The organism is Streptomyces sp. enrichment culture, assembly GCF_964272855.1.
Lineage (GTDB): Bacteria > Actinomycetota > Actinomycetes > Streptomycetales > Streptomycetaceae > Streptomyces.
In genome coordinates this window covers 8,487,234-8,508,129 of the sequence record NZ_OZ186847.1, presented here as the reverse complement: position 1 = coordinate 8,508,129, position 20,896 = coordinate 8,487,234, and the positions used below count along the sequence as shown (strand labels likewise).

Genomic DNA, 20,896 nt, shown 5'->3' with positions numbered 1-20,896 from the left:
GGCACTCTCCTGTGCGGGCGGGGAGCGGGTTCGGGTGGTGACGGCGGCGTACGGCGTGATCCCTTGATGCGGATCAGTGGATGCGGACCACTGATTGCGGACCACTAGCGGATCACTGGATGCGGATCGCTGGATCTGGGAGCACTGGATCTGGGATCACTGGATGATCAGGCGGTGTTCGGGCAGCGCCACGGCGTCCAGTTCGGTCTCGGTGAGCAACTCCAGTGCCTCGTCCAGGTGGTTGAGGATGGGGCGGCCGCCCCCGTTGGCGCTGGTGTTGATGAGTACGGGCAGCTGTGTGCGGGCGGCGACCGCGTGGCACAGCCGGTGCAGCAGGGGCTGGGTGTCGGGCCGTACGGTCTGCAGGCGGGCCGTGCCGTCGATGTGCCGTGCCTCAGCGAGCCGCCTGGCCCGGTCGGGCCGCACGCGCACCGCGAACAGCATGGTCTCGGTGTGGTCGAGGGGCCCGGTGAAGTACTGGTCGGCCAGTTCCTCGGGGCAGATCGGCGCGACGGGACGGAACCACTCGCGGTGCTTGATCGTCTGGGAGACGTACCGGCGGGCGCCGTTCCAGTGGGCGGAGACGAGCAGGGAGCGGTGGCCCAGGGCCCGTGGTCCGGTCTCCAGTCCGCCCTCCAGCCAGGCCACGCACCGCCGGTCGGCCAGCAGGTCGGCGACGCTCTGGAGGAAGTCCTCGTCGTCGGCCGGGCGGCGTGCGGTCAGTCCGAGGTCGGCGAGGCGCCGGGTCAGGCCGTCGAGCGGCACCGGGGGGTGGCCGTCCTCCGCGTCCAGGCCCTGCAGCGGCGGTCCGGCGTAGGCGAGCGACGCCCAGTCCGAGCGGCCCGTCAGCGCGGGACGGTCGGCGGGGTCGGCGACGGCCAGGGCGGCGCCCAGCGCGATCCCCGAGTCGTCGCAGCAGGTGGGGACCGACACCCGGGTGAACTGGCCGCACTCGGCGAGGCGGCTGTTGGCGGTGATGTTGAGGGCGCAGCCGCCCGCGTAGCAGAGGGTGGTGTAGCTGGGGAAGCGCCGGCTGATGCCGGTGACCAGCCGGATCAGGTCGTGTTCCACGGCGGTCTGCAGGGTGGCCGCGAGGTCCCTGCACACCCGCTCGTCGGGGGAGGTCCCGACCAGGACGGTGCGGCCGTCCGCGGTGCGGATCTCGTCGGGGAAGACGGAGCCGAAGGAGTGCACGACGTCGTCGTCCGAGGAGTCGGCGAGGCCCGCGTCCAGATATCCGCCGCTGTCCGGGTCGTACTCCCACCAGGAGTCGGCGTAGCGCAGCGCGGTGCCGGTCAGGTGGTCCTCGTCGAGCCGTTCGTACAGGTCGGGTGAGGCGCGCCGGGTGGACTGCGGGACGAGCATGGCGCGCAGCACCGGCAGCAGCGAGCCGTCGGTCTCCCCGGTGGCCGTCAGCCCGAGCAGCTTGCCGGTGTCGAACTGGCTGCCGTGGACGCGCCGGGCGAGTGCCTCGTAGACCAGGCCGAAGCGCGGTCCGGTGCGGTTGGTGAAGGACATGACCGGGGTGAGCTGGTCGCCGTCGCCCAGGCACACCATGCCGCACTCGGCGTAGTTGCCGGTCCCGTCCAGGGCCAGCACCAAGGCCTTGCGGGCCCCGGAGGTGTAGTAGGCGAGGGCGGCGTGGGCGTAGTGGTGGCGTACGGCGGTCAGGGTGATATCGCCGAATCCCGCGGCCAGGGGCCAGTCCAGGGGTTTGATGACGCGGGTGACGGCGTCGGCGAGGCCCGTGCCGCCGGTGGCCGTCCAGCGGGCGTCGTCGTTGACGAGTTCGACCAGTGCGGGAGGCAGCACCTGGCACACCGGTGTGTACCAGTCGGCCACGGCGATCCGGGTGACCGGGCTCGCGGCCCGCTGCCGCAGCTCCGCCAGCCACTCGGCGGCGGCCTGCGGGAAGCCGCCGTTGCCGCCGCAGACATGGCGCAGTCCGAGGCGGCGTTCGGCCTCGATGACGCGGTAGCCGGCCGCGTCGGTGAGCGCTGCGCCCGCGTCATGACCGAAGTGCATACCGATGGTTGCCAAGGAACCAGTCACCCTTCCTGGGCCCGGACCGGCGCGGCGGTTCCGGGTCGTGGCTCGATGGCCCGCCTCGCGGGGGGGGGCGGGCCGGTGCGGATACGCCGCGCGGGGCGGGCCGGTGCGGAACGTCGGGGGATCCGGGTCAGGAGAGGCCGGCGAGGCTGTGCGCGTGGTGGCGCTCCAGCAGGCCCTGGACCACCTCGCGCATGTAGGCGCAGTAGCCGGGCGACATGACCTGGATCGAGCCGTTCTCCTCCTCCAGCGCTCCGGCGGAGCCGCCCGAGCAGGTGCCCTGGAGTTCGCAGCCCTGGCAGCCGGGACCGTTGGTGTAGGCCCGCATGCCGTAGTCCTGGTAGGCGGGTGAGGTGAAGATGCCGCGCCAGTCGTCGATGGTGCCCAGTTTGCGGGCGGTGGCCTTGCAGGCGAAGACGCTGCCGTTGGGTTCGATGGACAGCTGGCGGCCGACCGCCGGGCAGGTCTTGTAGTCGGCCTGCTCGGCCCACTTGGCCTCGTCGATGATCATCTGGAAGGTCTGGTACCAGTAGCCGCTGAGCTGTACGCCGCGCTCGCGCCCGTAGTCGACGGCGGCCAGCAGCCGCTGCGCCACCTCGTGCGGGCTGTGCCGGTCGAAGAACTCCTTGGCCTGGAACGACACGATGACGTCGAGGCTGTCCAGGCCGGCCTCGGCGACGAAGTCGATGAGCGGGGTGCCCCACTTGTCCCAGGTGTACTGGGACAGCACGGTGGTGATGCTGACCGGGACGCCCGCGGCCTTCATGTCGAGGATCGCCTTGCGGACCACGGCCCACGAGGTGCGCTGCTGCTGGCCGCCGCGGAACTCGCCGGTCTCGGGGACCAGGTAGTCGATGGACACGGTGGTGTCGACGCGGTGCCTGGCGAGCGCCGCCAGCAGTTCGTCGTCGATGCGGGAGCCGTTGCTGGTGAGGTCGTAGGAGAGGGTGACGCCGTCGTGGCTGTCGCCGAAGGTGCGCAGCACGTGCAGGATGGTGCCGCGTGCCAGGGTGGGCTCGCCGCCGAAGAACGACACCGTCAGATGGCCGCCGCCGTTGGCCTTGCGCAGGTCGATGGCCTCCTGGATGGTCTTCTCGGCCACCTCGCGCGACATGTGCATGGAGGGGTTGCGGCCGGTGTCCGAGCCGTGGTTCCAGTCGCCCTTGGCGAGGGTGGGGCCCGAGTCCTGGCGGACGGGGCCGGCGTCCTCGCGGGAGCGGCGCAGTTCGACCAGGACCGGGCCGGGTTTCACCGACTCGCCGGAGGTGTTGCGCTCCTCGACGCCGCCGTCGAAGTTGTACGCGAAACAGCCCTGACAGGAGAAGTTGCAGGCGTTGGTGAGCACGAGCTGGATGGAGGAGTGGAACACGCCGCTGCTGAGCGCGTTCTGCCGGCTCGCCAGCAGGCTGTCGATCTCCCTGGCCTCGTCGTGGCCTGCCTCGACGAGGAACCGGGCCTCGACGAGGTCGCGCAGCGAGTCCTCGTCGACCCGCTCGCGCAGTCGCTCCCAGCTGATGCCCTGGGAGGCCTCCTTGAGGAGTTCGACGATGTCCCGGTCGATCAGCCGGGCATTTCCGAAGAGTGAATGAAAGGCCATGGTTCGGTCGCCGCCCTCGTAGGAAGCGAGCCGGCCTCCGAAGTACGTGAAATCGCGGTCGCCCGCGGCGCGCAGGGTACGGACGTAGCGCGAGGACTGGTAGACGGAATTCTGCATGGCTGACTTTTCTCCCTGCGTCTCACGACTTCCGATGCGGACGTACGGCGCGCTGGTGGGCCCTCGACGGCGCGCGGCAGCGCACAGACCGGGGCCTGCCCGGCCTGCGGGCGGGCCCCGGGGAGCCTCAGCCCTTAGGCCGACGCACACTCTTTCCGCTGCTCAGCGGGGGCCGAGACGGCCTCAGCCTGCTTGCGGGCGGGCGTGATGGTCGGAGCGTTGCCCTTGTCCGGCGAGACGAAAGCGCAGGGACGGGACGACGCGGTGACCGCGGGACGGGCGACCTTCTTGACTTCGGCCATGTGGCCTCCTCCATAGGTGCGTCACACAACGCGTCTCACTGAAGCAGAAGGAAACCGAGTCGAATAGCGCTGCTATCGGACACCGTTGAGAAGGCGTGTTTGTCGTTCATCCTCAGGGAGGAATTGATCTATCGGTAGTCGGTGCGCAGCGTTATCGTCTGCCGATTCGCCTGCGATATCCGCTTGATCGGGTCCGGCGGGGGCGGCGTGGAAATCCGTCGGAATGCGCGGGGACTGTACTGATTCCGGCCAGGGGTGGGGTGAGGGTCTACTCCGTCTGTGCGGGCTACGGCGGGCCGGCACCTGCGCGGTGGGCGTGGCGCCCCGGTCGCCGAGGCAGGTGCGCGCCGCAGGTCGCATCGCGGCGGCCCCCGCCCCTTAGATCAGACCGCAACGCGCGTGGGCAAGGCCTCCGGCCGCCCGTAGGCGAGCACCTGAGCGAGGATCTCTCGGAACCTGGACACGTCCTGGTCCGGCGCCTCGATGACGGCCTCGATCTCGCTGTCCTCCAGCCGAAGGCTGTCCAGTGGGCGAGGGAGAGGATGCGACGCTGGAGTGAGGGGCCCGTGAGTGGAGGTCCGAGTGCGTCTCATGCGGTCCGGGGCCCTCTCCTTCGGCCTGGCGACCATGTCCCGGTGCGGCTCAATGGAGGCGACGCAGAATCGTGAGGTCAGTCTGTGAGCCCGCCGGCCGGGGCACTCACCGAGCGTCGCCAGGCGGCCTTACCGCGTGGATCCGGCCCGCCGTGACCAGGACCGCGCGCCCAACCCGGAAGGCAGGTGCGTCCCCGTGCGCACGTCGATCCGTATCGCCGGTGCCCTCACCGGCCTGACCCTCACCCTGGGTGGTGCGGTCCTCACCGCTCCCGCGGCCCGGGCGGACATCCCCGCCTGCACACAGATGGCCGAGCTGGCCGGTGCCACCGATTCCGCCGCCGTCACAGCGGCCTGCAGCCGTGGCGTGGTCGGAGACTTGGAGGGTTGTGTGACCGGACTGACCGGGGCCGGAGTGGCGGGCGGCGCCGCGACCGGTGCGTGCCGGGCGGCGGCCCACGAACCGCGTTAGAGGAGCGCGTGTGGCAGCCACTCGCAGGCACCGGTCGGATACAGGTACGGCCCGTCTCCCTGCCCGGGTGGCGCCCAGCCTCGCCTCTCGGGCCTCATTCGGAGCGCCCATGCTGAGTATGAGGGCGCCGTCGTCTTGAGGCTTGTCCTTCCCGAAGGCCGAACGAAGGCGCCTGAGAGGAGGAGTAAGCCATGCGCATGCGAAGAATCCTGGGCCTCGTCCTGGCCGCGGCAACCCTTTCCGGCGTGAGCGCCGTCGGTACAGTGAGCGCTGTCGGCGCCGTCAGCGCCGGGGCCGCCTCGTCTCCGAACATCTCCAGAGACGACTGCACGGCCGCCGGCGGACAGATCATTGCACGCCCCTACGCCGGCTACGCCTGCGCGCTGCCTGACGGGACCACGCAGGCGATTACTTGACCGGTCGGCGCACGGCTGGGCAACCAGTCCGGCCGGTGCACACGGCACGGTGGGTACCGGGTGACGGCACCCGGTCCACCGTTGGGTGGATCTCCCGCGCCGACGTCACCCGGGCGGGGTCGCGGAACTGGCTGGCACCGTGCTCGCGGCAGCCGACGCGCACACCGCGGTGGGACGGTCATCCACCGGCCGGTGACCACTCGTGGCGATTCAGCCGGTCGTCGGTGCTCAGTGACGGTACGCGGCTGTCGCGATCTCGCTGAAGGACCGGATCAACGGGTTGGTGTCACCCTCGTTCCACACCGCCACCACCTGGCTTGGCGGCATGTCGTTCAGCGGCACCACGGCCAGCTCCGCGGGCAGGTCGTGCCGGAGCGGGGCCAGGCCGACCGTGCCGTTCCACAGCACGGCCTGCAGGCATTCCTGGACGGCGCTCACCACTGGGCCCTCGCGCGGCCTGCCGGCGTTCCAGTACGACTGCCAGATGGGGTCGGTGCCCTGCGGGAACTGGAACCAGCGGCGGTCGCTCAGTTCGGCCAGCCGCAGTTCGCCGCGGCGGGCCAGCGGATCGTCTGCGCGCAGGACCACGCCGACCGGATCGGTCCGCAGTGCACGCACCGTCAGGGCAGTCTCGTCGAACGGCGCTCGTGTCAGCGCGACGTCGACCAGTCCGGCGCGCAACCCGCAGGTCGGGTCGGTCAGATCGGTGTCGCGGATGCGGATGTCGATGCCGGGGTGGCGTCGGCGGTAGGCGGCGGCCAGCCTGGCCATTCCCGGGTCGGTGCCGTCGCCCAGGATGCCGATGGTGAGGGTCGTGACGCCGGCCGCCGCGCTCACGCGTACCCGGATGCGGTCGGCGTGGTCGAGCAGGGCCCGCGCCTCGTCGAGCAGCACCGAGCCCACCGCGGTGAGCGTGACCCCCGTAGGCGAGCGGGTGAAGAGCAGGGCCCCGACATCGGCCTCCAACTGCTTGATCGCCCGGCTCAGCGGCGGCTGACTCATGTGCAGTCGGGTGGCGGCCCGGCCGAAATGGAGTTCCTCGGCGACGGCCACGAAGTAGCGCAAGGTCCGTAGCTCCACGCTGCAACGTTACCCACGAGGCATCGGCGCCGCGGGATGGGTCTTGGACACCGGCAGGTCCCCGGCGGTGCACTCGTGAGCATGACCGAAGAAGCGAAGACCAGCGAGCCGCAGACCGACCCCGCTGTATCGGTGGTGGGTCCCGGCGACGGCGAGACGATCGTTCTGGGCACCACGCTCATGCGCGTTCTGGAGGACGGCAGCCACACCGGGCACCGCCTCGCGATCGCCGAGTCCGTCCTCGCCCCGCACACCCAGGGGCCGCCGCAGCATCGTCATGCCCGGCATGACGAGGGCTTCTACGTCCTCTCCGGCACCGTGCGGTTCACCGTCGGGGACGAGGACTACGACGCCACCACGGGCACGCTCGTGATGGTTCCGCCCGGTACCCCGCACACCTTCGCCAACCCGACCGGCCAACCCGCCGTCATGCTCAGCACATTCACCCCCGACCTGTACGTGCAGTACTTCCGAGACCTCCAGGAGGTGCTCGCCGGCGGCCGGCCGCTGTCGCCACAGGCCAACGTCGACGCGATGAGCCGCTACGCGACCGAGCCCGCCACCGACCACGACTGAACCGAGGGCGCGAGCGACACGGACCGGGCCTTCACCGGGGCTCTTCTGGCCAACGAAGCAATCGACGGGTCCCCGTGAACCGGTGGTCCGTGAACGGGAACCATGAACGGGAACCATGAACATCGCCTATTGGATCGTCGCGGGACTGCTCGCGCTCTTCCACCTCTACGCAGGCACGCTGAAGGTGATCCGCAGCCGCGATCAGCTCCGACCGATGATGGCCTGGGTCGACCGCGTACCCTTGTCCGCCCTCAGGGCGCTGGGAGCGGTCGAAATACTCGGCGCGACCGGCCTGGTCCTGCCGCCGCTGACCGGCATCGCCCCCTCGCTGGCGCCGGCCGCGGCCATCGGCTTCGTACTCCTGCAGACCGGCGCGATCGCCGTCCACCTGACCGGCGAGGACCACCGGATCACACTCAACGCCGGACTCGCCGTCACCGCGGCGGTGACCATCTGGCTGGCCACCCGGCTGTGATCGAGCGCAGTCCTCGACCGGTGGATGCGTACACCGGGCCGGGGGTCCCCACGGAGAGCATCTGCTCACAAGCCCGCGCCGATGCGCTCCTACCGCGATGACGTGCGATGAGCGAGGTGCTGCGTTCGCTGTCACTCCGTTCTCGTATGCTCCACGCCATGAACGAGGGGGAGCCCGGCAGACGGGTGATCGACGGCCGGTTCGAGTTGGAGGCGCGGCTCGGCGGTGGCGGCATGGGCACGGTGTGGCGGGCGCGCGACGTCGTACTGGATCGCGCCGTCGCGTTGAAGGAGGTGCGTCCGCCTGACCCGGGGCTCGCCGAGTACGACCCGGAGGCCGCGGCGCTGCTGCGTGCCCGGGTGCTGCGCGAGGCCCGGGCGCTGGCCCGCGTCGAGCACCCGAACGTCGTCACGATCCATCATGTGGTGGACGGCGCCGGGCACTCGTACCCATGGCTCGTCATGGAGCTGGTCACCGGGGGTTCCCTCGCCGACCGTCTTGCCCTCGGCCCGATGGAGCCGCGGGAGGTCGCCCGGCTGGGCCGCGAGGTGCTCGGCGCGCTGCGCGCCGCGCACGCGGTCGGAATCCAGCACCGGGACGTCAAGCCCGCGAACGTGCTGCTGCGCACCGACGGGCGTCCCGTGCTCACCGACTTCGGCATCGCCGCGATCCGCGAGTCGACCGTCCTCACCGCAACCGGTTCCATCATCGGCACGCCTGACTACATGGCTCCGGAGCGCATCTCCGGTGGCGAGGGCGGCCCGGAATCCGACCTGTGGTCGCTCGCGATGATGCTGTACGTCGCCGTCGAAGGCCACCACCCGCTCCGCAGAGGAAGTACGCTGGCCACGCTGGCGGCCGTCCTGAACGAGGAACTGCCGCCGCCCCGGCAGGCAGGAGTACTCGGGCCCCTCCTCGACGCGGTGTTGACGAAGGACCCGGCTAGGCGACCGGACGCAGCCACCGTGGACGCGATGCTCGCCGAGGCGGCAGAGGGACCGACGCCGGGCTCGGCAGCCGATCGCACCGGCACGACCTCATTCCGTCTCGCCCCGCCGGACGCGTCGGCGCGGAGACCCGCCGGCCCGGTTATGCCTGGCGCGGCACCATCCTCCGGTTCGCTTCCCCACACCGCCCCGACACCGACACCGACACCGACCGCTCCCCCGAATTCGTCGTCGCAGTCCTCTCCATACGCGCAGCACACTCCGAACCCGCCCTTCCCGAGCGCGCACTCCGTCCGCGACACCCCGCCGCTCGGGCAGCCACAGCACCAGCCCCTGCCAGGTTCGGTCACGGTCGTCGGCCAGGGGGACCGCGAGGCGCGGGTGCGGCGGCGGATCCGCCGTGCCGCCGTCGGTTCCTCGATCGTCTCCACGGTGCTCGTCGGGGTGCTGGTGTGGACCCTCCTTCCTGACGGCAGCGACGACGCGAAGGACCAGGGCGTGAAGTCGCCAAGCCCCGTCGCCGGCTCCCGCTCCCCCGCTCCGACCGACACCGCCGGTGTCCCCGGGGGCAGCGACGACTCCGAAGACCCGGCGGCCTCCGGTGAGGACGCGACGGAGGCCGACCTGCTGACCCCGGACGGCATCCGCACCGCTGTGGCGGCACTCAAGGCCGAGACGGGCACGGACCGGATGTGCCGCCTCGTCGTCTACCCGGAGTACGTCTCCGCCGAGGTCATGGTCGACGGCAGCAAAACCCGCTACGACTCCTGGACCTATCGGCCGGGGGAGGGTGCGCAGAAGGGCATCATCAGCGGGTCGGTGACCCCTGTGGAGAGCCCGTTCAGCGCCGAAGACTTCGACTGGGACGCCGTCCCCGCCCTGTTCGAGCGGGCCGAGAGGGAACTGAACGTGAAGGACATCACCACGCGGTACCTGGTGGTGGAGGGAGCCGACCCGACCTTCGGCGACCCGATGGGCATGTCGGCCTACCTCTCCAACAAGCACAGTCAGACGGGCTACCTGACGGCGGACCACACGGGCAAGGTGACCAAGGTGATGCCCAACGAGCAGGAGGACTGAGGGCGGTCGCGGCCGGGGCTAGGCGGGTCGGGGTTTGCCATCTCACGGCATCACCGGGGGCGGCACCTGGCGCCTCCGGACACGGGGCGTTGCCTGGCATGACCGGCGTCGGAAGGTCGCCCCGGGAGTCCCGCGCATCGTCGTCGCCGTGTTCGTCTCGGGAGCCTGCGCCGACTGGGGGTCGACAGCTCCGGGTCCATCGCCGCGGACGACGTCGAGATGATGTTCTCGCAGCACGCGCAGCGGATCGAGGCGGAGGAACCCAGCGTGCTCGTCCACACCCCGCTGTGGGCCGCGGTCGAAGCACGCATCCGGGCGGAGGGAACGTATCTGCCGTCCTTCTACCTGTTCCTCGTGATCGCCGGGCTCATCGGTTCGGCCGGCGTCATGTCGAACTCCCAGATCCTGATCGTGGCGGCGATGGTGGTCGGCCCGGAGCACAACGCGATCGCCGGCATCGCCCTCGGACTCGATCGTGGCAACCGCCGCCGAGCGCGCGACGGCGCCAGTTGGTCGGGGTGGACGAGACCGGTGAGGGCGCCCGCGGTGAACCCGGCCGGAAGCAGGATGATCAGGGAAGGAACACGCAAGCGACTCGCCAGGATCTGGGAGCCCACCGCGAGCACGACGGTCAGGCCGATGCCCAGCAGGATCTGCTCTTCGTTCACGGCAGCCTCGCCCCCGTCTCACGCGATGGGGAATCAGTTCTGTTCGCCGGCATCGCCTCGCCGCAGTTCGGCATCGGTGAGCGGTTCGAGTTCGCCATGGGTGTCGAGCCAGTACACGAAGGCGACCGCGGGAAAGACCAGTACCAAGGCGACGATCGTGACGATCCCGAGCCAGTGGAGGGTGTTGGAGGCACCCGCTCCCTCGGCCACGGTCAGCGACGTGGGGATCAGGTACGGACGCTGGGCCAGACCCCAGGCGATCACCGCCGCCACGACGACGGCGACGGCCGTCGGCCGTGACCAGGCTCCGCTGCTCCGCAGCAGCAGGCCCACGCTGCCGATCGTGGCGACCCCCGCCAGGACGACGAAGACCAGACCCGCGCCATGGGTGAGCCCGTGCCACACGTGCGGCGCGTCGTCGTGGGTGACGAACAGCGTCACGACGGCCAGCACCGCCACGGCGGCGAGAGCGCCGAACGCGCGCCTCCGGAAGTAGCCGTCGAGGTCCTGCGCGTCGAAGCGGCGGGCGTCCGCCGCCAGGAACACGGCACCCAGGAACGCCGTGGCCGCGATTGCGAGCAGACCGAAGAGGAGGGACGTGGGATTGGACCAGGCGTCGGCTTCCGCGGGTGTGCCGGGGGCCACGCGCCCCGAGGCCACGCCGCCCGCCGCGGCGCCGAGGAAGAACGGGGTCAGCAGGGAGGAGATGGCGAACACGGCGCCGTACAGGCGCCGGCCCGCCAGCCGGCGGCTGGGCTTGCGCAGGGCGAATCCGGCGCCGCGCAGGACCATGCCCACGGCGGCCAGGGCCAGCGGCAGCCACAGGGCGGAGAAGACCGTCTGGAACAGCACCGGGAAGCCGGTCCACATGATGACCAGGACGAAGATCAGCCAGACGTTGTTGACCTCCCAGACGGGGGCCACCGCGTGGTCGATGAGCCATCGCGGCCGCTTGCCGCGCTCGGCTCCCCCGGCCGTCAGGTCCCAGAAGCCCGCCCCGAAGTCGGTGCCGCCCGCGCAGGTGTACGCGGCGATCGCCAGCAGCAGCACTACGGCGATGACGTCTGCCGTCATGACCCGGTCCTTCCGGATGGGCCGCCGGAGTCACCGGCCGGGACGGTGGGCCGGGGTCCGTACGGAGTGTCCGTCTCCGGCCCCTCCACGGGGAGCCCTGCCGCCGCTCGCGCATCGGCCAGGCGCCAGCGGGTGCGCATCTTCAGGAGTACGACGAGGAAGGAACCGAAGATGAACACGTACACGACGATCACGAGAGCGAACATGATCCACAGGGCGTAGGAGCGGGTGGAGGTCACGGCTTCGGCGACGCGCATGTTCTCGTAGACGATCCACGGCTGGCGTCCCACCTCGGTGGTGATCCAGCCGCATTCGACGGCGACGACGGAGGCGACGCCCGCGCACGCGGCGCCGCGGTAGAACCACTTCGACTCGGGCAGCCGACGGCGGCGCCACCAGATCAGGGCGTAACACAGGGCCAGCAGCACGAGCAGGCTGCCGATCCCGACCATGAGGTCGAAGGCCCAGTGGACGATGGTCGCCTGAGTGGCGTTCGGTCGGTCGGAGGCCGGTACGGAGGTCAGTCCGGTCACCTTGGTGTCGGGTCGGAAGCCGGCCAGGAGGGAGTCGAGCTGCGGGATCTTGATCCCGCCGGAGATGGTGCCGTCCGGGTGGAGGCGGCCGAACAGGTATTCCGGCACATGGGTGTCGGTCTCCCAGACGATCTCCATCGCGGCGAACTTGACCGGCTGTTTGTGGAAGACCTGCCGGGCGATGGAGTCGCCCAGCATGAACTGAATGGGCGTGAACACCGCGGCGACGGTGAACGGCACGGTGAAGCCGAGACGGTGGTAGCGGTCCCGGCGTCCGCGCAGCCACCCGGTGGCGTACACACCGGCCACGACGTAGCCGGCGGTCACCAGCATGGCCACCACGAAGTGCCAGTACTGCGGCCCGAACATCGGCGTGAAGATCGCCTTCCAGACGTTCACGTCGGTGGGGTGGCCCTCGGCGTCGAGGGCGAAGCCCCGTGGCGTGTTCATCCAGGAGTTGGCGGCCAGGATGCCGAAGGCTCCGAGCAGCGCCGCAGCGGGGAGAGGGAGCCCGAGCAGGAAGTGGGTGCGGGGCTTCAGCCGACGCCAGCCGTACAGGTAGATGGCGATCAGGACCGCTTCCAGGAAGAAGGCCCAGGCCTCCACGCCGAACCCGATCCCGAACACATCGCCCCATCGTCCCATCAGACCGGGCCACAGCAGGCCGAACTCGAAGGACAGAACCGTGCCGGTCACGACGCCGATCGCGAACTGGACCGCCATCACGGCCGACCACCGTCGCGCCAGCAGCAGTGCCGTCGCGTCGCCCTTGCGCAGGCCGTAGCCGTGCATGATGAGCGTGATCAGCGGCAGCGCCACGCCCAACGGCACCAGAATGATGTGGGAGGCGAGGGTGAAGGCCATGAGCGATCTGGCCGGCATCATCTGCGCCGGCGCATCCGCCAGCAGGTGAATCGCGGTGTGCAAGGTGTCTCCGGAAGGTCTCCGCCGAAAGCCGACAGCCGACAGCGCAGGCGGCTGGGTCAGCCGCCGGTGGCGAATCCGGGGAACAGGGTCATTCCCCCGTCCACGTAGAGGGTGGTGCCGACGACGTAGTCCATGAGGTCGGAGGCGAGGCCGACCGCTGCGTGAGCGATGTCTTCCGGGTCGCCGACCCGGTTGTACGGGATCAGCCGCAGAAGGTCGCGCTCGGCATCCGGGGTCTCCCAGGCGCTGCGGTTGATGGGGGTCCTGATGGCGCCGGGGGCGATGGCGTTCACGCGGATGCGTTTCGGGGCGAGTTCCTGTGCCAGGGTCTCCATCATCATCTGCACGCCGCCCTTGGAGGAGGCGTAGTTGACGTGGCCCGCCCACGGGATGAGCTGGTGCACCGAGCTCATGCAGATGATCTTCCCGGCGGAGCGTGACACCTCGGGGACGACGCCCCGGCGCAGGAACTCCTTGGTGGCCTCACGGGCGCAGAGGAACTGCCCGGTGAGGTTGACGTCGAGCACCTTGTGCCACTGGGCGAGCGTCATGTCCGTGAAGGCGGCGTCCCGTTGCAGGCCGGCGTTGGCGACCAGGATGTCGATCGTGCCGAACTCCTCGACCATCCGCTCCGTCATGGCGACGACCTGGTCCTCATCGGACACGTCCGCCTCGTACGCGGCAGCCCGCACACCGAACGAAGTGATCTCCTCGACGACCTTCTCGGCTTCGTCCCGGCCTGCCACGTAGTTGACGACCACGTCCGCCCCGGCCTTGCCCAGGCCGATGGCCGTGGCCTTGCCGATCCCTGAGTTGGCCCCGGTCACCAGCGCCTTCTGACCCCGGAGCAAGTGGACGGGGATCAGGCCGTTCTGTGCACCCTCGGTGGAACTCACTGCCGACCGCCTCCTCTGCTGCTGCCCTGCCCTGCACGGCCGGGGCGACGGCCGAGGGGTCCGCAGGTCACGCAACCATCGCCGACGAGGGGCCGCACCCAGATCTGCCGGTGGTTGCGCCGCTCAGGCGAGGGGGTTCCCCCGGTCGGCCGCGCCCGGACGGCCGCCAGGGCAGTCGTCCCAGCCGGTGGTCGTCCACGCGCAGGGGGCTGAAGCGCCTGGCGGTAACGGGGCGGGGCGAGCGCGCCCGAGAGCGCGCCCGCGGTCGCCCAAGAGGCACCGAGCCCCATCAACCCAGCCGGGCGGCGATGCGATCGCCGACCCGCAGGGCGTTGGCCATTGCGGTCAGCGACGGGTTGACCGCGCCGATGCTCGGGAAGAAGCCGGTGTCCACGACGTAGAGGTTGTCGAGGTCGTGGGCCTTGCAGTCGGGGTCGAGAGCGGAACTCTCCGGGTCCGTCCCGAACCGCACGGTGCCGGCCTGGTGCGCCGTGGCTCCGATCGGCATGCCTTTGTGCAAATAGAGGCTGTGCGGCAGCAGATGGTGCTCGTGCATGCCCAGGTGACCGAGCATTCCCTGGAACTTGTGACGAAGGCGCTTGAGCCCGGCGATGTTGTTCTTCTCGTCGAGGGCGAGATGGACGCGGTCGTCTGCGTCGAGGGTGACGCGGCTGTCCGGAAGTGGCAGGTCCTCCCCGCACAGCCAGAAGTCGACGGCGTGGTGGGCCAGCATCTCGAACGGCATGTCGGGCGAGACCATTCCGGCCCAATGCGGCGCCTCGCCGTGGATCTGGTCGGCGTCCGACTTGCCCAGCATCTGGATGCCGCCCAGCGGGAAGTCCCAGTCGTCGGCACCCAGGTACCAGTCGTTCATCGCCAGCGTCTTCTGGAACTTGGTCGGGTTGGGTTCCTTGGACACCGCCATCAAGGCGAGGTTGTTGTGCCGCATGTAGTGGCGTCCCACCACGTCGGAGCTGTTGGCCAGGCCGCGGGGATGCTTGTCGTTGGCCGAACGCAGCAGCAGGACGGCCGAGTTGACCGCACCGCAGGCGACGACCACGATGTCCGCGCTGAACGATTCCGTCGTCCCGTCGCCGAGTTCGGCCACGGCACCGGTGACGGTCCGCCCGGACCGTTCCGTCTCCAGGCGGCGCACGTGAGCGCCGGTCACCATGGTGACGTTCTCGTGCTTCAGCGCGGGGTCGACGCAGATCACCTGGGCATCGGACTTGGCGTCGACGAGGCAGGGGAAGCCGTCCACCCGGTCGCACCGGATGCAGACGCTGGAGTGGGTGGCCCTGCCGTCCTGGTCCTGGGTGAGGTTGACTCCGATGGGCAGGTGGAAGGGGTGCAGTCCCCGCTTCTCCAGGTCGTCGCTCAATTGCTGGATGCGCGGCTCGTGCTCGACCGGCGGATGCGGGTACTGACCGCTCGTCGGGCCCGCGGTGGGGTCTTCGCCGTGTCGCCCGTGGACGAGATACAGCTGCTCGGCCTCGGTGTAGTAGGGCTCCAGATCCTCGTAGCGGATCGGCCAGGCCGGTGAGATGCCGTCGTGGTGGCGCACTTCCCCGAAGTCCTCGGGGCGGAGCCGGAAGAGCGCGGCGCCGTAGAACTTGGTGTTCCCGCCGACGTAGTAGTTGACCTCCGGGGGGAACTCGTTGCCGTGCTTGTCATACCAGAACTCCGGGGCACGGTACTTGCCCTTGACGAAGACCGCGGTGGATTCCCAGTTGTCCCGCTCTCGCGGCAGGTAGCTGCCGCGTTCGAGGATCAGGATCCGCTTCCCGGTGGCCGCCAGCCGATGGGCCAGCGTCCCGCCTCCTGCTCCCGTTCCGATGACGATGACGTCGTAGTGCCGGCTGTCAGCCATGAGCAGTACCCGTTCTGAGTGCCCCCCGCCGGACGGTTGGCATGTTCGTGCACTCGGTCCGAAGGTTCTCGTGGCCCCCCGTATCGACGGCCCGGTCCAAGCCGGGCACAGACCTGTTCATTCCGCTGCCGCGGACAGCCCGGGCGGCCTCGTCGACGATCGACCGCGGGTCCTCTGACGCGTCGACGGTCATCCCCGGCTCGTCCGGACGCAGCGGCTCGAGAGTCGCGTACTGGGATCCCTCCAGACCGGACGGCATGAAATGACCTGCGCGTCGGGCTACCCGCTCGGCGGCGGACGCGGGATCGAGCCCCAGGTGCAGGAACCATACGCCCGCCCCGGCCTGACGGAGCAGGTCCCGGTACTCCCGCTTGAGGGCCGAGCACGCCATGACTCCGCCCCGGCCCGAGTCCGTCGCCTGCCTGACCCAGTCGGCGAGCGCCCTCAGCCACGGTCCGCGGTCCTCGTCGGTGAGGGCATGTCCCGACGCCATCTTGGCGCGGTTCGCAGCCGGGTGCAGGTCGTCCGCCTCCAGGTAGGGAAGCCCCAGTCGCTGCGCGAGCAGCTTGCCGACGGTGGTCTTCCCCGCTCCTGAGACACCCATGACCACGATCACCACCGGGACGCCGGACGCCGCTCGCACGGCGATCTCACAGGACGGCGATCGGGTTGACCGGTGACCCGGTGGCGTGCGGCAGCCGCAGGGGGGCGATGACACAGAGGAACGACCACCGCCCCTCCTCCTCACAGACCCGCGCCAGGTCCTCGAACTGCAGATAGTCCAGAAGGTGCAGTCCCATGGCGTGGATCGCCAGCACATGTACGGGGAAGTCGACGCCGTCGACGCAGCCGGGGGCGGTGTCGTTGTTCCCGTCGCCGCCGAGCACGGCGACCCGGCGGTCCGCGAGGAACTCCAGTGCGGTCGGATGCAGACCCGCACGGGCGTCCGCCACCCGCCAGGCACCCAGCTCGGCACGGCGCCGGCGGTGGCCGACGCGAACGCACAGCAGGTCGCCCTCGCCCACTCGGACGTCCTGGGCGTCCTCGGCCGCGGCCAGGTCGTCGGCGCTCACGTGATCGCCCGGTTCGAGCCACGGCACCCCGCGCGACCGTGGGACGTCCAGCAGCACGCCGCGCCCCACGATGCCGTCGCAGGCCGTGTCGATCCCCAGCGCCTCGGCGCCGTCCTCGGTGACGGTGCTCGCGGGGATGCCCCCGTGCAGGGTCCCGTCGTAGATGACGTGACACAGGGCGTCGATGTGGCTGTGGGCGTCCCCGTGCACGTTCATGGCGAAGCTGTCCATGGCGAAGCCGAGTCCGCTCGCGTGGTCGGCGGACTGTCCCGGCCACTGTGTCATCCGGTGGGTCGCGGGCTCCGGATCGTCGGGGCCCGGCGAGGTCTGCACCGGGACGGACAGCGTGACCGTCCGGCCCGTGCGCACCTCGCGGGCCGCGTCCCGCACGCGGTCCGGCGTGAGCGCGACCAGCGCACCCCGTTCCCCCTCGGCCCAGGACGACCGCGACCTCATGCTCCGGTACAGCGAGTCGAACTCGTCCGCGGTCAGCCGCGGTTGTGCCGTCGTACGCGCCTGCGCCGCCATGGGTCAGCGCCCGTTCTCAGCGTCGAGGGCGTCGTAGAGGGTGGTGGCAGCCATGATCCGGGTCAGATGGATGAACGCCGTCTGCAGATCGCCGACGCGACCGTGATCGGCGGTCGGGGGATAGCGGTCCATGGCTGCTCCGAACGAACGACAGAAGCCCTTTCCTTCACTATCAGCCACCAAGGTCACCCCTGCCACATCGTGGCGGGCTCCCGGCAGCCACGCAGCTTCAATATCCGAACGCGCGTACGACGCCCCTATCGCGGTGCAGGCCGCTCCGCCTGCGGGAGCGCAGCGGATCGGCGTCCTGAAGATCGTCGCCACCTTGGGCCGTGGTACTGAAGCTGGTCGGGCCCATCGGCACCCTCGTGACGATCGTCGCGATCCTCCTGCTGGGCAACCCGTCCTCGGGCGGCGTCAGCGGCGTGCCGTACCTGCCTGCGTTCTGGCATGACCTCGGGCCCTGCCTGCCGCCCCGCAACGGCTGCATCCTGCTGCACCACACCATCTACGTCAGACGGCCACGGGACCAGCCAGGCCCTCATCAATCTGCTGGTCTAGCTCGGCGTCGCCGTAGTCGTCCTCATCGTCCTGGACCTGCGCCGCACCGAACTCGTCCGCAAGGCGGAGGCCGGCGTCGCCGTGCAAGCCGGACGACGAGGGCCCCGGCACCCTCCGGATCCACCAGCTCGCCATCGCCCTGCCCGTCTCGACCGTCTGCCTGATCGCGGCAATCCCGTACGCCCGATGACTCAGGCGGATAGCAGACGGAGCAGCCCCGGGTGCCCTCCGCGTCAGCCCCGCGCACCTGGACGCACGGCCTCCGACCACCCTTGATGGTGGACCCGCCCGACGAGACTGGCGGCCGACCGGTGCGCACCGGCGAGCGTGATGGTTGGCCTCACGGCCAAGTAGGACCGGCGGGGCCGCCCGAAACTCAGCCGCCGTGCAGACCCCACTCGTCGAGACCGCCGTAAATGTGAGCCTCAAGGCATCGTGGTGCGTCAAGGGCCACGGCCTCGCCGCTGTACAGGGCGATGAGCGAGTCCTTGCCCCGCCACCAACCGTCGGTCACACCCTGCACTTCGGGCACCGGCTCGTAGCCCTCGAGGTCCAATGCCTCGACGGCCTTGCCCGTGATCCTTGTGACGGTCTTGGCCCAGCGACGGGCACCAGTGGGGCGGCTGGAAGCAGCCTGAGTGCGAGGTGTGGGCGGGCGCTTTGAATCACGCCGACCTTGACGCCCTCAGGCAGCGAGTGTTCGAGGTGCCGTGGCGCGAACCGAACCTGGTCCAGCTGATGGTGATGGATCAGGAGGAAGGGTTCTTCCGCCTGTGGATGATCCGGGGCAACGAACTGCGGCAATTCGCTCCGCTGGAACCCGACGAAGAGGACGAGGGGTACCGGACCTGGTGAGCGGGGTGGGCGGCGTCACGCCGCCGCCCACGTCACGCTCATACGGGTACGGCCAGCCTCCCGCAGCTTGACCAGGGCTCTGCCCACGCACTCCGCGGCTGATCTGCCGTCGGGTTCTCATCCCCTCGGACAGCGGTCCACCATCAGCGGCGACCGCCCACGCCGGCCGACCTTCCTGCCATCGCTCCGCGTCCACTCGGATCACGGCTGACACACCCTGCTCCGCGAGCCATTCCAGGATGAGCAGCGTCACGTCTTCGACGCCCTGATCCGGATCCAGCTCCGGCCACCGCCCCTTCGCCCTGGTCATGTCCGGATCCTACGCAGGCTGCGTGATGGTCGACCCTCGGGCTGCCGGATGAGCGGCGTCCCTGTCCGGGGCGCCGGTGGGGTCTGTGCGATGGGCGGCGCGGCGTCGCCGGCGGTGGATCCCAGAGGTGATCTCCATCCTGCGACGCCTCGGCTGACTGGCGGCAGGAGGCGAGATACTTCGCCGGAACGCGGGCGAGCTGCTGCGTGACGGCCATGACGGCCATGACGGCCATGACGGCCATGACGGCAGTATCCCGTCGACGTCCACCGGTTTTCCCTACTTGGTCTCGTCGGTGGGGTTCTTGGGTCGCCGCTTGTTTGTGCGACAACTGCGGCGGTTCAGGGTCCAGGCGGTGAGTCGGTCAACTTCACCGTTTGTCCCATCAGACGGCCGCTTCCAGCCGGGACCAGGGGCAGGCCCGCTCACGCTTCGGGGCCTTCCTGAAGTTGATCGGCGATGGCATGGGCGATCGCGTCGGTGACCGGTTCGGGTTGCCATGCCCACTGTCCGTTGGGGTTGCACTCGAGGAAGTACCAGTCGCCGGCCGGAGTGACGGCGAAGTCGAATGCGCCGAAGGCGAGTCGGAAGATGCCGAGGTAGGCGGACACCGAGCGCCCGACCCGGTCGGGAACGGCGATCGGCGTGCACTCCATCAGGGATTGCCGTTGCCGCCAGTCGAGATCGGGACTGTCTATCCGGACCGCGAACAGCCGGTTGCCGACAGCCGTGACACGTACGTCGAACGCCTTCGCCACCTTGGCTTGGAACAGGTGCGGGCAGAGGGCCACCGTGGCGTTGATCTCGTGCGGCAGCACCTCGCGCACCCACACCTGCTGTGCTTGGCCGTCAATCGTGTAGGGCGTGTTCCACAGCGGCTTGTAGACCACTCCGCCGGTCTGCTCTGAGGCGAAGGTCCGCGCCTGCTCGAGGTCGCTGGTGATCAGCGTGCTGGGGACCGACAGGCCGCTGCGCTGTGCGGCGGCGAGTTGGGCCGGCTTATGCTCCGCCGCCCGGTTGCTCCATGGGTGGTTGACGTAGTGGGCTCCGGCGAGCGACGCGAGGATGCCGCCGACGCCCCACCGGGATTGCGAGGCCGCGAATCGGCGCTCCTGTCCGTCCAGTTCGGGCGGGCCGTCGAAAGGTGAGGGACGACGTGTCCAGACGGAGCGCACTTCGGTGAGGTCGAGCGCGCGGCTGGGAGTGCGCAGGGTGCCACGCTGATCGCCCGTGCGGTACGCAGCGGTCAGCGAGGCGCCTGCGTGCAGGTCCGTGCCAGGGTCGAGACGGACTACCGGGACCTGGCGCTCCGCGAGGATTCGCAGTACCACGTCGGTCGTCACGTCATGAAGGTTGGTCAACACCAGCACCGACCCGCTCGGTCCTGCCGTCATCAGTCGTGGTCGGAGTCCGACGAATCGTCGGAGTCGTAGCTGTCGGCGTAGCCCGTACTCGTGGAACTCGAAGTGCTGCTACCGGTGTGATGATTGTGCAGTTCGGTCGTACGACCGTGTTCGTCGACGAAGCCGGCGATCTGGGTTTCCGGGTCGATCACCGGGGTCCGCAGGGAAGCCGTGCCGGTCTCGGCGTACGGTGCCATGCGGGTGGTGCCCCAGGGCGCTCCGGGGTTTCGTGTATCCATCGTTCCACTCCCTCACTTTCCACTGTTCGTGCGGACTCTGGCGCGGGTATCGATGTCGAACCCGGCGACGAACGCCGCATCATCCCTGGCAAAGGCGGTTCCGGCGTCGGAAACGAGCTTCTGCATACGCCACGCGTGTAGCAGCCCCATGCCGGTCCTCTTCGTTACGGGTCCTCTTCGTTGCGGGTCGCTCCGGAGATGTGTTCATGCTGGCGAGGGGCGTTGAAAAGAGGATGAAATCCTGGTTCGGCGGTC

The 20,896-nt window shown here is 69.9% G+C and carries 19 protein-coding genes and 2 pseudogenes; 6 read left to right on the top strand and 15 right to left on the bottom strand.

Translation table 11 applies throughout. The features are described 5' to 3' along the window. Positions 1 to 156: 156 nt before the first annotated feature. The 3 genes from ACSU6L_RS38105 to ACSU6L_RS38095 all read right to left on the bottom strand — a co-directional run bounded on the left by ACSU6L_RS38105 (position 157) and on the right by ACSU6L_RS38095 (position 4,065). A complete protein-coding gene (locus tag ACSU6L_RS38105; protein ID WP_437064252.1) occupies positions 157 to 2,040 on the bottom strand; it encodes a carbamoyltransferase C-terminal domain-containing protein in 1,884 nt (627 codons plus the stop codon). A 139-nt stretch (positions 2,041 to 2,179) separates the two neighbouring features. Continuing rightward, positions 2,180 to 3,763, bottom strand: a complete 1,584-nt coding sequence (locus tag ACSU6L_RS38100) for a radical SAM protein (RefSeq protein ID WP_437064251.1) — start codon at positions 3,761 to 3,763, stop codon at positions 2,180 to 2,182. A gap of 134 nt (positions 3,764 to 3,897) precedes the next feature. Next, positions 3,898 to 4,065: a hypothetical protein gene (locus tag ACSU6L_RS38095; protein ID WP_437064250.1), complete on the bottom strand. Its 168-nt coding sequence runs from the start codon at positions 4,063 to 4,065 to the stop codon at positions 3,898 to 3,900. Positions 4,066 to 4,854: 789 nt separating this feature from the next. Here ACSU6L_RS38095 and ACSU6L_RS38090 point away from each other — a divergent pair. Together ACSU6L_RS38090 and ACSU6L_RS38085 are read left to right on the top strand one after the other, a co-directional pair. Next, positions 4,855 to 5,130 carry a hypothetical protein gene (locus tag ACSU6L_RS38090; protein WP_437064249.1) on the top strand — a complete coding sequence of 92 codons (276 nt, stop codon included), beginning with the start codon at positions 4,855 to 4,857 and terminating at the stop codon, positions 5,128 to 5,130. Positions 5,131 to 5,321: 191 nt separating this feature from the next. Beyond that, positions 5,322 to 5,546: a hypothetical protein gene (locus ACSU6L_RS38085; RefSeq protein ID WP_437064248.1), complete on the top strand. Its 225-nt coding sequence runs from the start codon at positions 5,322 to 5,324 to the stop codon at positions 5,544 to 5,546. A 228-nt stretch (positions 5,547 to 5,774) separates the two neighbouring features. On the opposite strand, the gene ACSU6L_RS38080 is transcribed toward ACSU6L_RS38085, so the two are convergent. Beyond that, entirely contained in the window at positions 5,775 to 6,626 is an 852-nt protein-coding gene (locus ACSU6L_RS38080) for a LysR family transcriptional regulator (protein WP_437064247.1), read from the bottom strand. An 81-nt stretch (positions 6,627 to 6,707) separates the two neighbouring features. On the opposite strand from ACSU6L_RS38080, the gene ACSU6L_RS38075 reads away from it, so the two are divergent. The 3 genes from ACSU6L_RS38075 (at position 6,708) to ACSU6L_RS38065 (ending at position 9,704) form a co-directional block, all read left to right on the top strand. Further along, positions 6,708 to 7,202, top strand: coding sequence for a cupin domain-containing protein (locus tag ACSU6L_RS38075; RefSeq protein ID WP_437064246.1), 495 nt, complete (start codon positions 6,708 to 6,710; stop codon positions 7,200 to 7,202). A 115-nt stretch (positions 7,203 to 7,317) separates the two neighbouring features. Then, positions 7,318 to 7,677 carry a DoxX family protein gene (locus ACSU6L_RS38070; protein ID WP_437064245.1) on the top strand — a complete coding sequence of 120 codons (360 nt, stop codon included), beginning with the start codon at positions 7,318 to 7,320 and terminating at the stop codon, positions 7,675 to 7,677. A 158-nt stretch (positions 7,678 to 7,835) separates the two neighbouring features. After that, a complete protein-coding gene (locus ACSU6L_RS38065) occupies positions 7,836 to 9,704 on the top strand; it encodes a serine/threonine-protein kinase (protein WP_437064244.1) in 1,869 nt (622 codons plus the stop codon). 341 nt (positions 9,705 to 10,045) lie between these two features. Here ACSU6L_RS38065 and ACSU6L_RS38060 read toward each other — a convergent pair whose 3' ends face one another. The 9 genes and pseudogenes from ACSU6L_RS38060 to ACSU6L_RS38020 form a co-directional block, all read right to left on the bottom strand. Next, a complete protein-coding gene (locus tag ACSU6L_RS38060; protein ID WP_437065253.1) occupies positions 10,046 to 10,372 on the bottom strand; it encodes a hypothetical protein in 327 nt (108 codons plus the stop codon). A 33-nt stretch (positions 10,373 to 10,405) separates the two neighbouring features. Continuing rightward, entirely contained in the window at positions 10,406 to 11,446 is a 1,041-nt protein-coding gene (locus ACSU6L_RS38055; RefSeq protein WP_437064243.1) for a cytochrome d ubiquinol oxidase subunit II, read from the bottom strand. Further along, positions 11,443 to 12,861, bottom strand: coding sequence for a cytochrome ubiquinol oxidase subunit I (locus ACSU6L_RS38050; protein ID WP_437065195.1), 1,419 nt, complete (start codon positions 12,859 to 12,861; stop codon positions 11,443 to 11,445). The genes ACSU6L_RS38055 and ACSU6L_RS38050 overlap by 4 nt, the downstream gene beginning before the upstream one ends. A gap of 101 nt (positions 12,862 to 12,962) precedes the next feature. Continuing rightward, positions 12,963 to 13,757: an SDR family oxidoreductase gene (locus ACSU6L_RS38045; RefSeq protein ID WP_437065193.1), complete on the bottom strand. Its 795-nt coding sequence runs from the start codon at positions 13,755 to 13,757 to the stop codon at positions 12,963 to 12,965. A gap of 334 nt (positions 13,758 to 14,091) precedes the next feature. Further along, positions 14,092 to 15,672, bottom strand: coding sequence for a GMC oxidoreductase (locus ACSU6L_RS38040; protein ID WP_437064242.1), 1,581 nt, complete (start codon positions 15,670 to 15,672; stop codon positions 14,092 to 14,094). 121 nt (positions 15,673 to 15,793) lie between these two features. Next, positions 15,794 to 16,321 (bottom strand): annotated as a pseudogene (locus ACSU6L_RS38035) (gluconokinase); the annotation flags it as partial. Position 16,322: 1 nt separating this feature from the next. Further along, positions 16,323 to 17,273 carry a cyclase family protein gene (locus ACSU6L_RS38030; protein ID WP_437064241.1) on the bottom strand — a complete coding sequence of 317 codons (951 nt, stop codon included), beginning with the start codon at positions 17,271 to 17,273 and terminating at the stop codon, positions 16,323 to 16,325. 3 nt (positions 17,274 to 17,276) lie between these two features. Continuing rightward, positions 17,277 to 17,597 (bottom strand): hypothetical protein, encoded by a 321-nt coding sequence (locus tag ACSU6L_RS38025; protein ID WP_437064240.1) that lies wholly within the window; start codon positions 17,595 to 17,597, stop codon positions 17,277 to 17,279. Between the two features lie 613 nt (positions 17,598 to 18,210). After that, positions 18,211 to 18,444, bottom strand: a pseudogene (locus ACSU6L_RS38020) (hypothetical protein); the annotation flags it as partial. Positions 18,445 to 18,494: 50 nt separating this feature from the next. Between ACSU6L_RS38020 and ACSU6L_RS38015 the strand changes: the two are divergent. After that, a complete protein-coding gene (locus ACSU6L_RS38015) occupies positions 18,495 to 18,689 on the top strand; it encodes a hypothetical protein (protein WP_437064239.1) in 195 nt (64 codons plus the stop codon). A 735-nt stretch (positions 18,690 to 19,424) separates the two neighbouring features. Here the strand turns inward: ACSU6L_RS38015 and tgmB are convergent. Beyond that, on the bottom strand, positions 19,425 to 20,393 hold the full coding sequence (tgmB, locus tag ACSU6L_RS38010; protein WP_437064238.1) for an ATP-grasp ribosomal peptide maturase: 969 nt from the start codon (positions 20,391 to 20,393) through the stop codon (positions 19,425 to 19,427). Further along, positions 20,393 to 20,641 (bottom strand): putative ATP-grasp-modified RiPP, encoded by a 249-nt coding sequence (gene tgmA / locus ACSU6L_RS38005; protein ID WP_437064237.1) that lies wholly within the window; start codon positions 20,639 to 20,641, stop codon positions 20,393 to 20,395. Before tgmA ends, tgmB begins: the two co-directional genes overlap by 1 nt. Positions 20,642 to 20,896: the final 255 nt, after the last annotated feature.

What these genes read in the sequence shown, in the direction of transcription:
- ACSU6L_RS38050 (WP_437065195.1), bottom strand. Translation starts at nt 12,861, where the DNA reads ATGCCGGCCAGATCGCTCATGGCCTTCACCCTCGCCTCCCACATCATT.
- ACSU6L_RS38095 (WP_437064250.1), bottom strand. Translation starts at nt 4,065, where the DNA reads ATGGCCGAAGTCAAGAAGGTCGCCCGTCCCGCGGTCACCGCGTCGTCC.
- ACSU6L_RS38040 (WP_437064242.1), bottom strand. Translation starts at nt 15,672, where the DNA reads ATGGCTGACAGCCGGCACTACGACGTCATCGTCATCGGAACGGGAGCA.
- ACSU6L_RS38100 (WP_437064251.1), bottom strand. Translation starts at nt 3,763, where the DNA reads ATGCAGAATTCCGTCTACCAGTCCTCGCGCTACGTCCGTACCCTGCGC.
- ACSU6L_RS38085 (WP_437064248.1), top strand. Translation starts at nt 5,322, where the DNA reads ATGCGCATGCGAAGAATCCTGGGCCTCGTCCTGGCCGCGGCAACCCTT.
- ACSU6L_RS38055 (WP_437064243.1), bottom strand. Translation starts at nt 11,446, where the DNA reads ATGACGGCAGACGTCATCGCCGTAGTGCTGCTGCTGGCGATCGCCGCG.
- tgmA (WP_437064237.1), bottom strand. Translation starts at nt 20,641, where the DNA reads ATGGATACACGAAACCCCGGAGCGCCCTGGGGCACCACCCGCATGGCA.
- ACSU6L_RS38070 (WP_437064245.1), top strand. Translation starts at nt 7,318, where the DNA reads ATGAACATCGCCTATTGGATCGTCGCGGGACTGCTCGCGCTCTTCCAC.
- ACSU6L_RS38065 (WP_437064244.1), top strand. Translation starts at nt 7,836, where the DNA reads ATGAACGAGGGGGAGCCCGGCAGACGGGTGATCGACGGCCGGTTCGAG.
- ACSU6L_RS38030 (WP_437064241.1), bottom strand. Translation starts at nt 17,273, where the DNA reads ATGGCGGCGCAGGCGCGTACGACGGCACAACCGCGGCTGACCGCGGAC.
- tgmB (WP_437064238.1), bottom strand. Translation starts at nt 20,393, where the DNA reads ATGACGGCAGGACCGAGCGGGTCGGTGCTGGTGTTGACCAACCTTCAT.
- ACSU6L_RS38075 (WP_437064246.1), top strand. Translation starts at nt 6,708, where the DNA reads ATGACCGAAGAAGCGAAGACCAGCGAGCCGCAGACCGACCCCGCTGTA.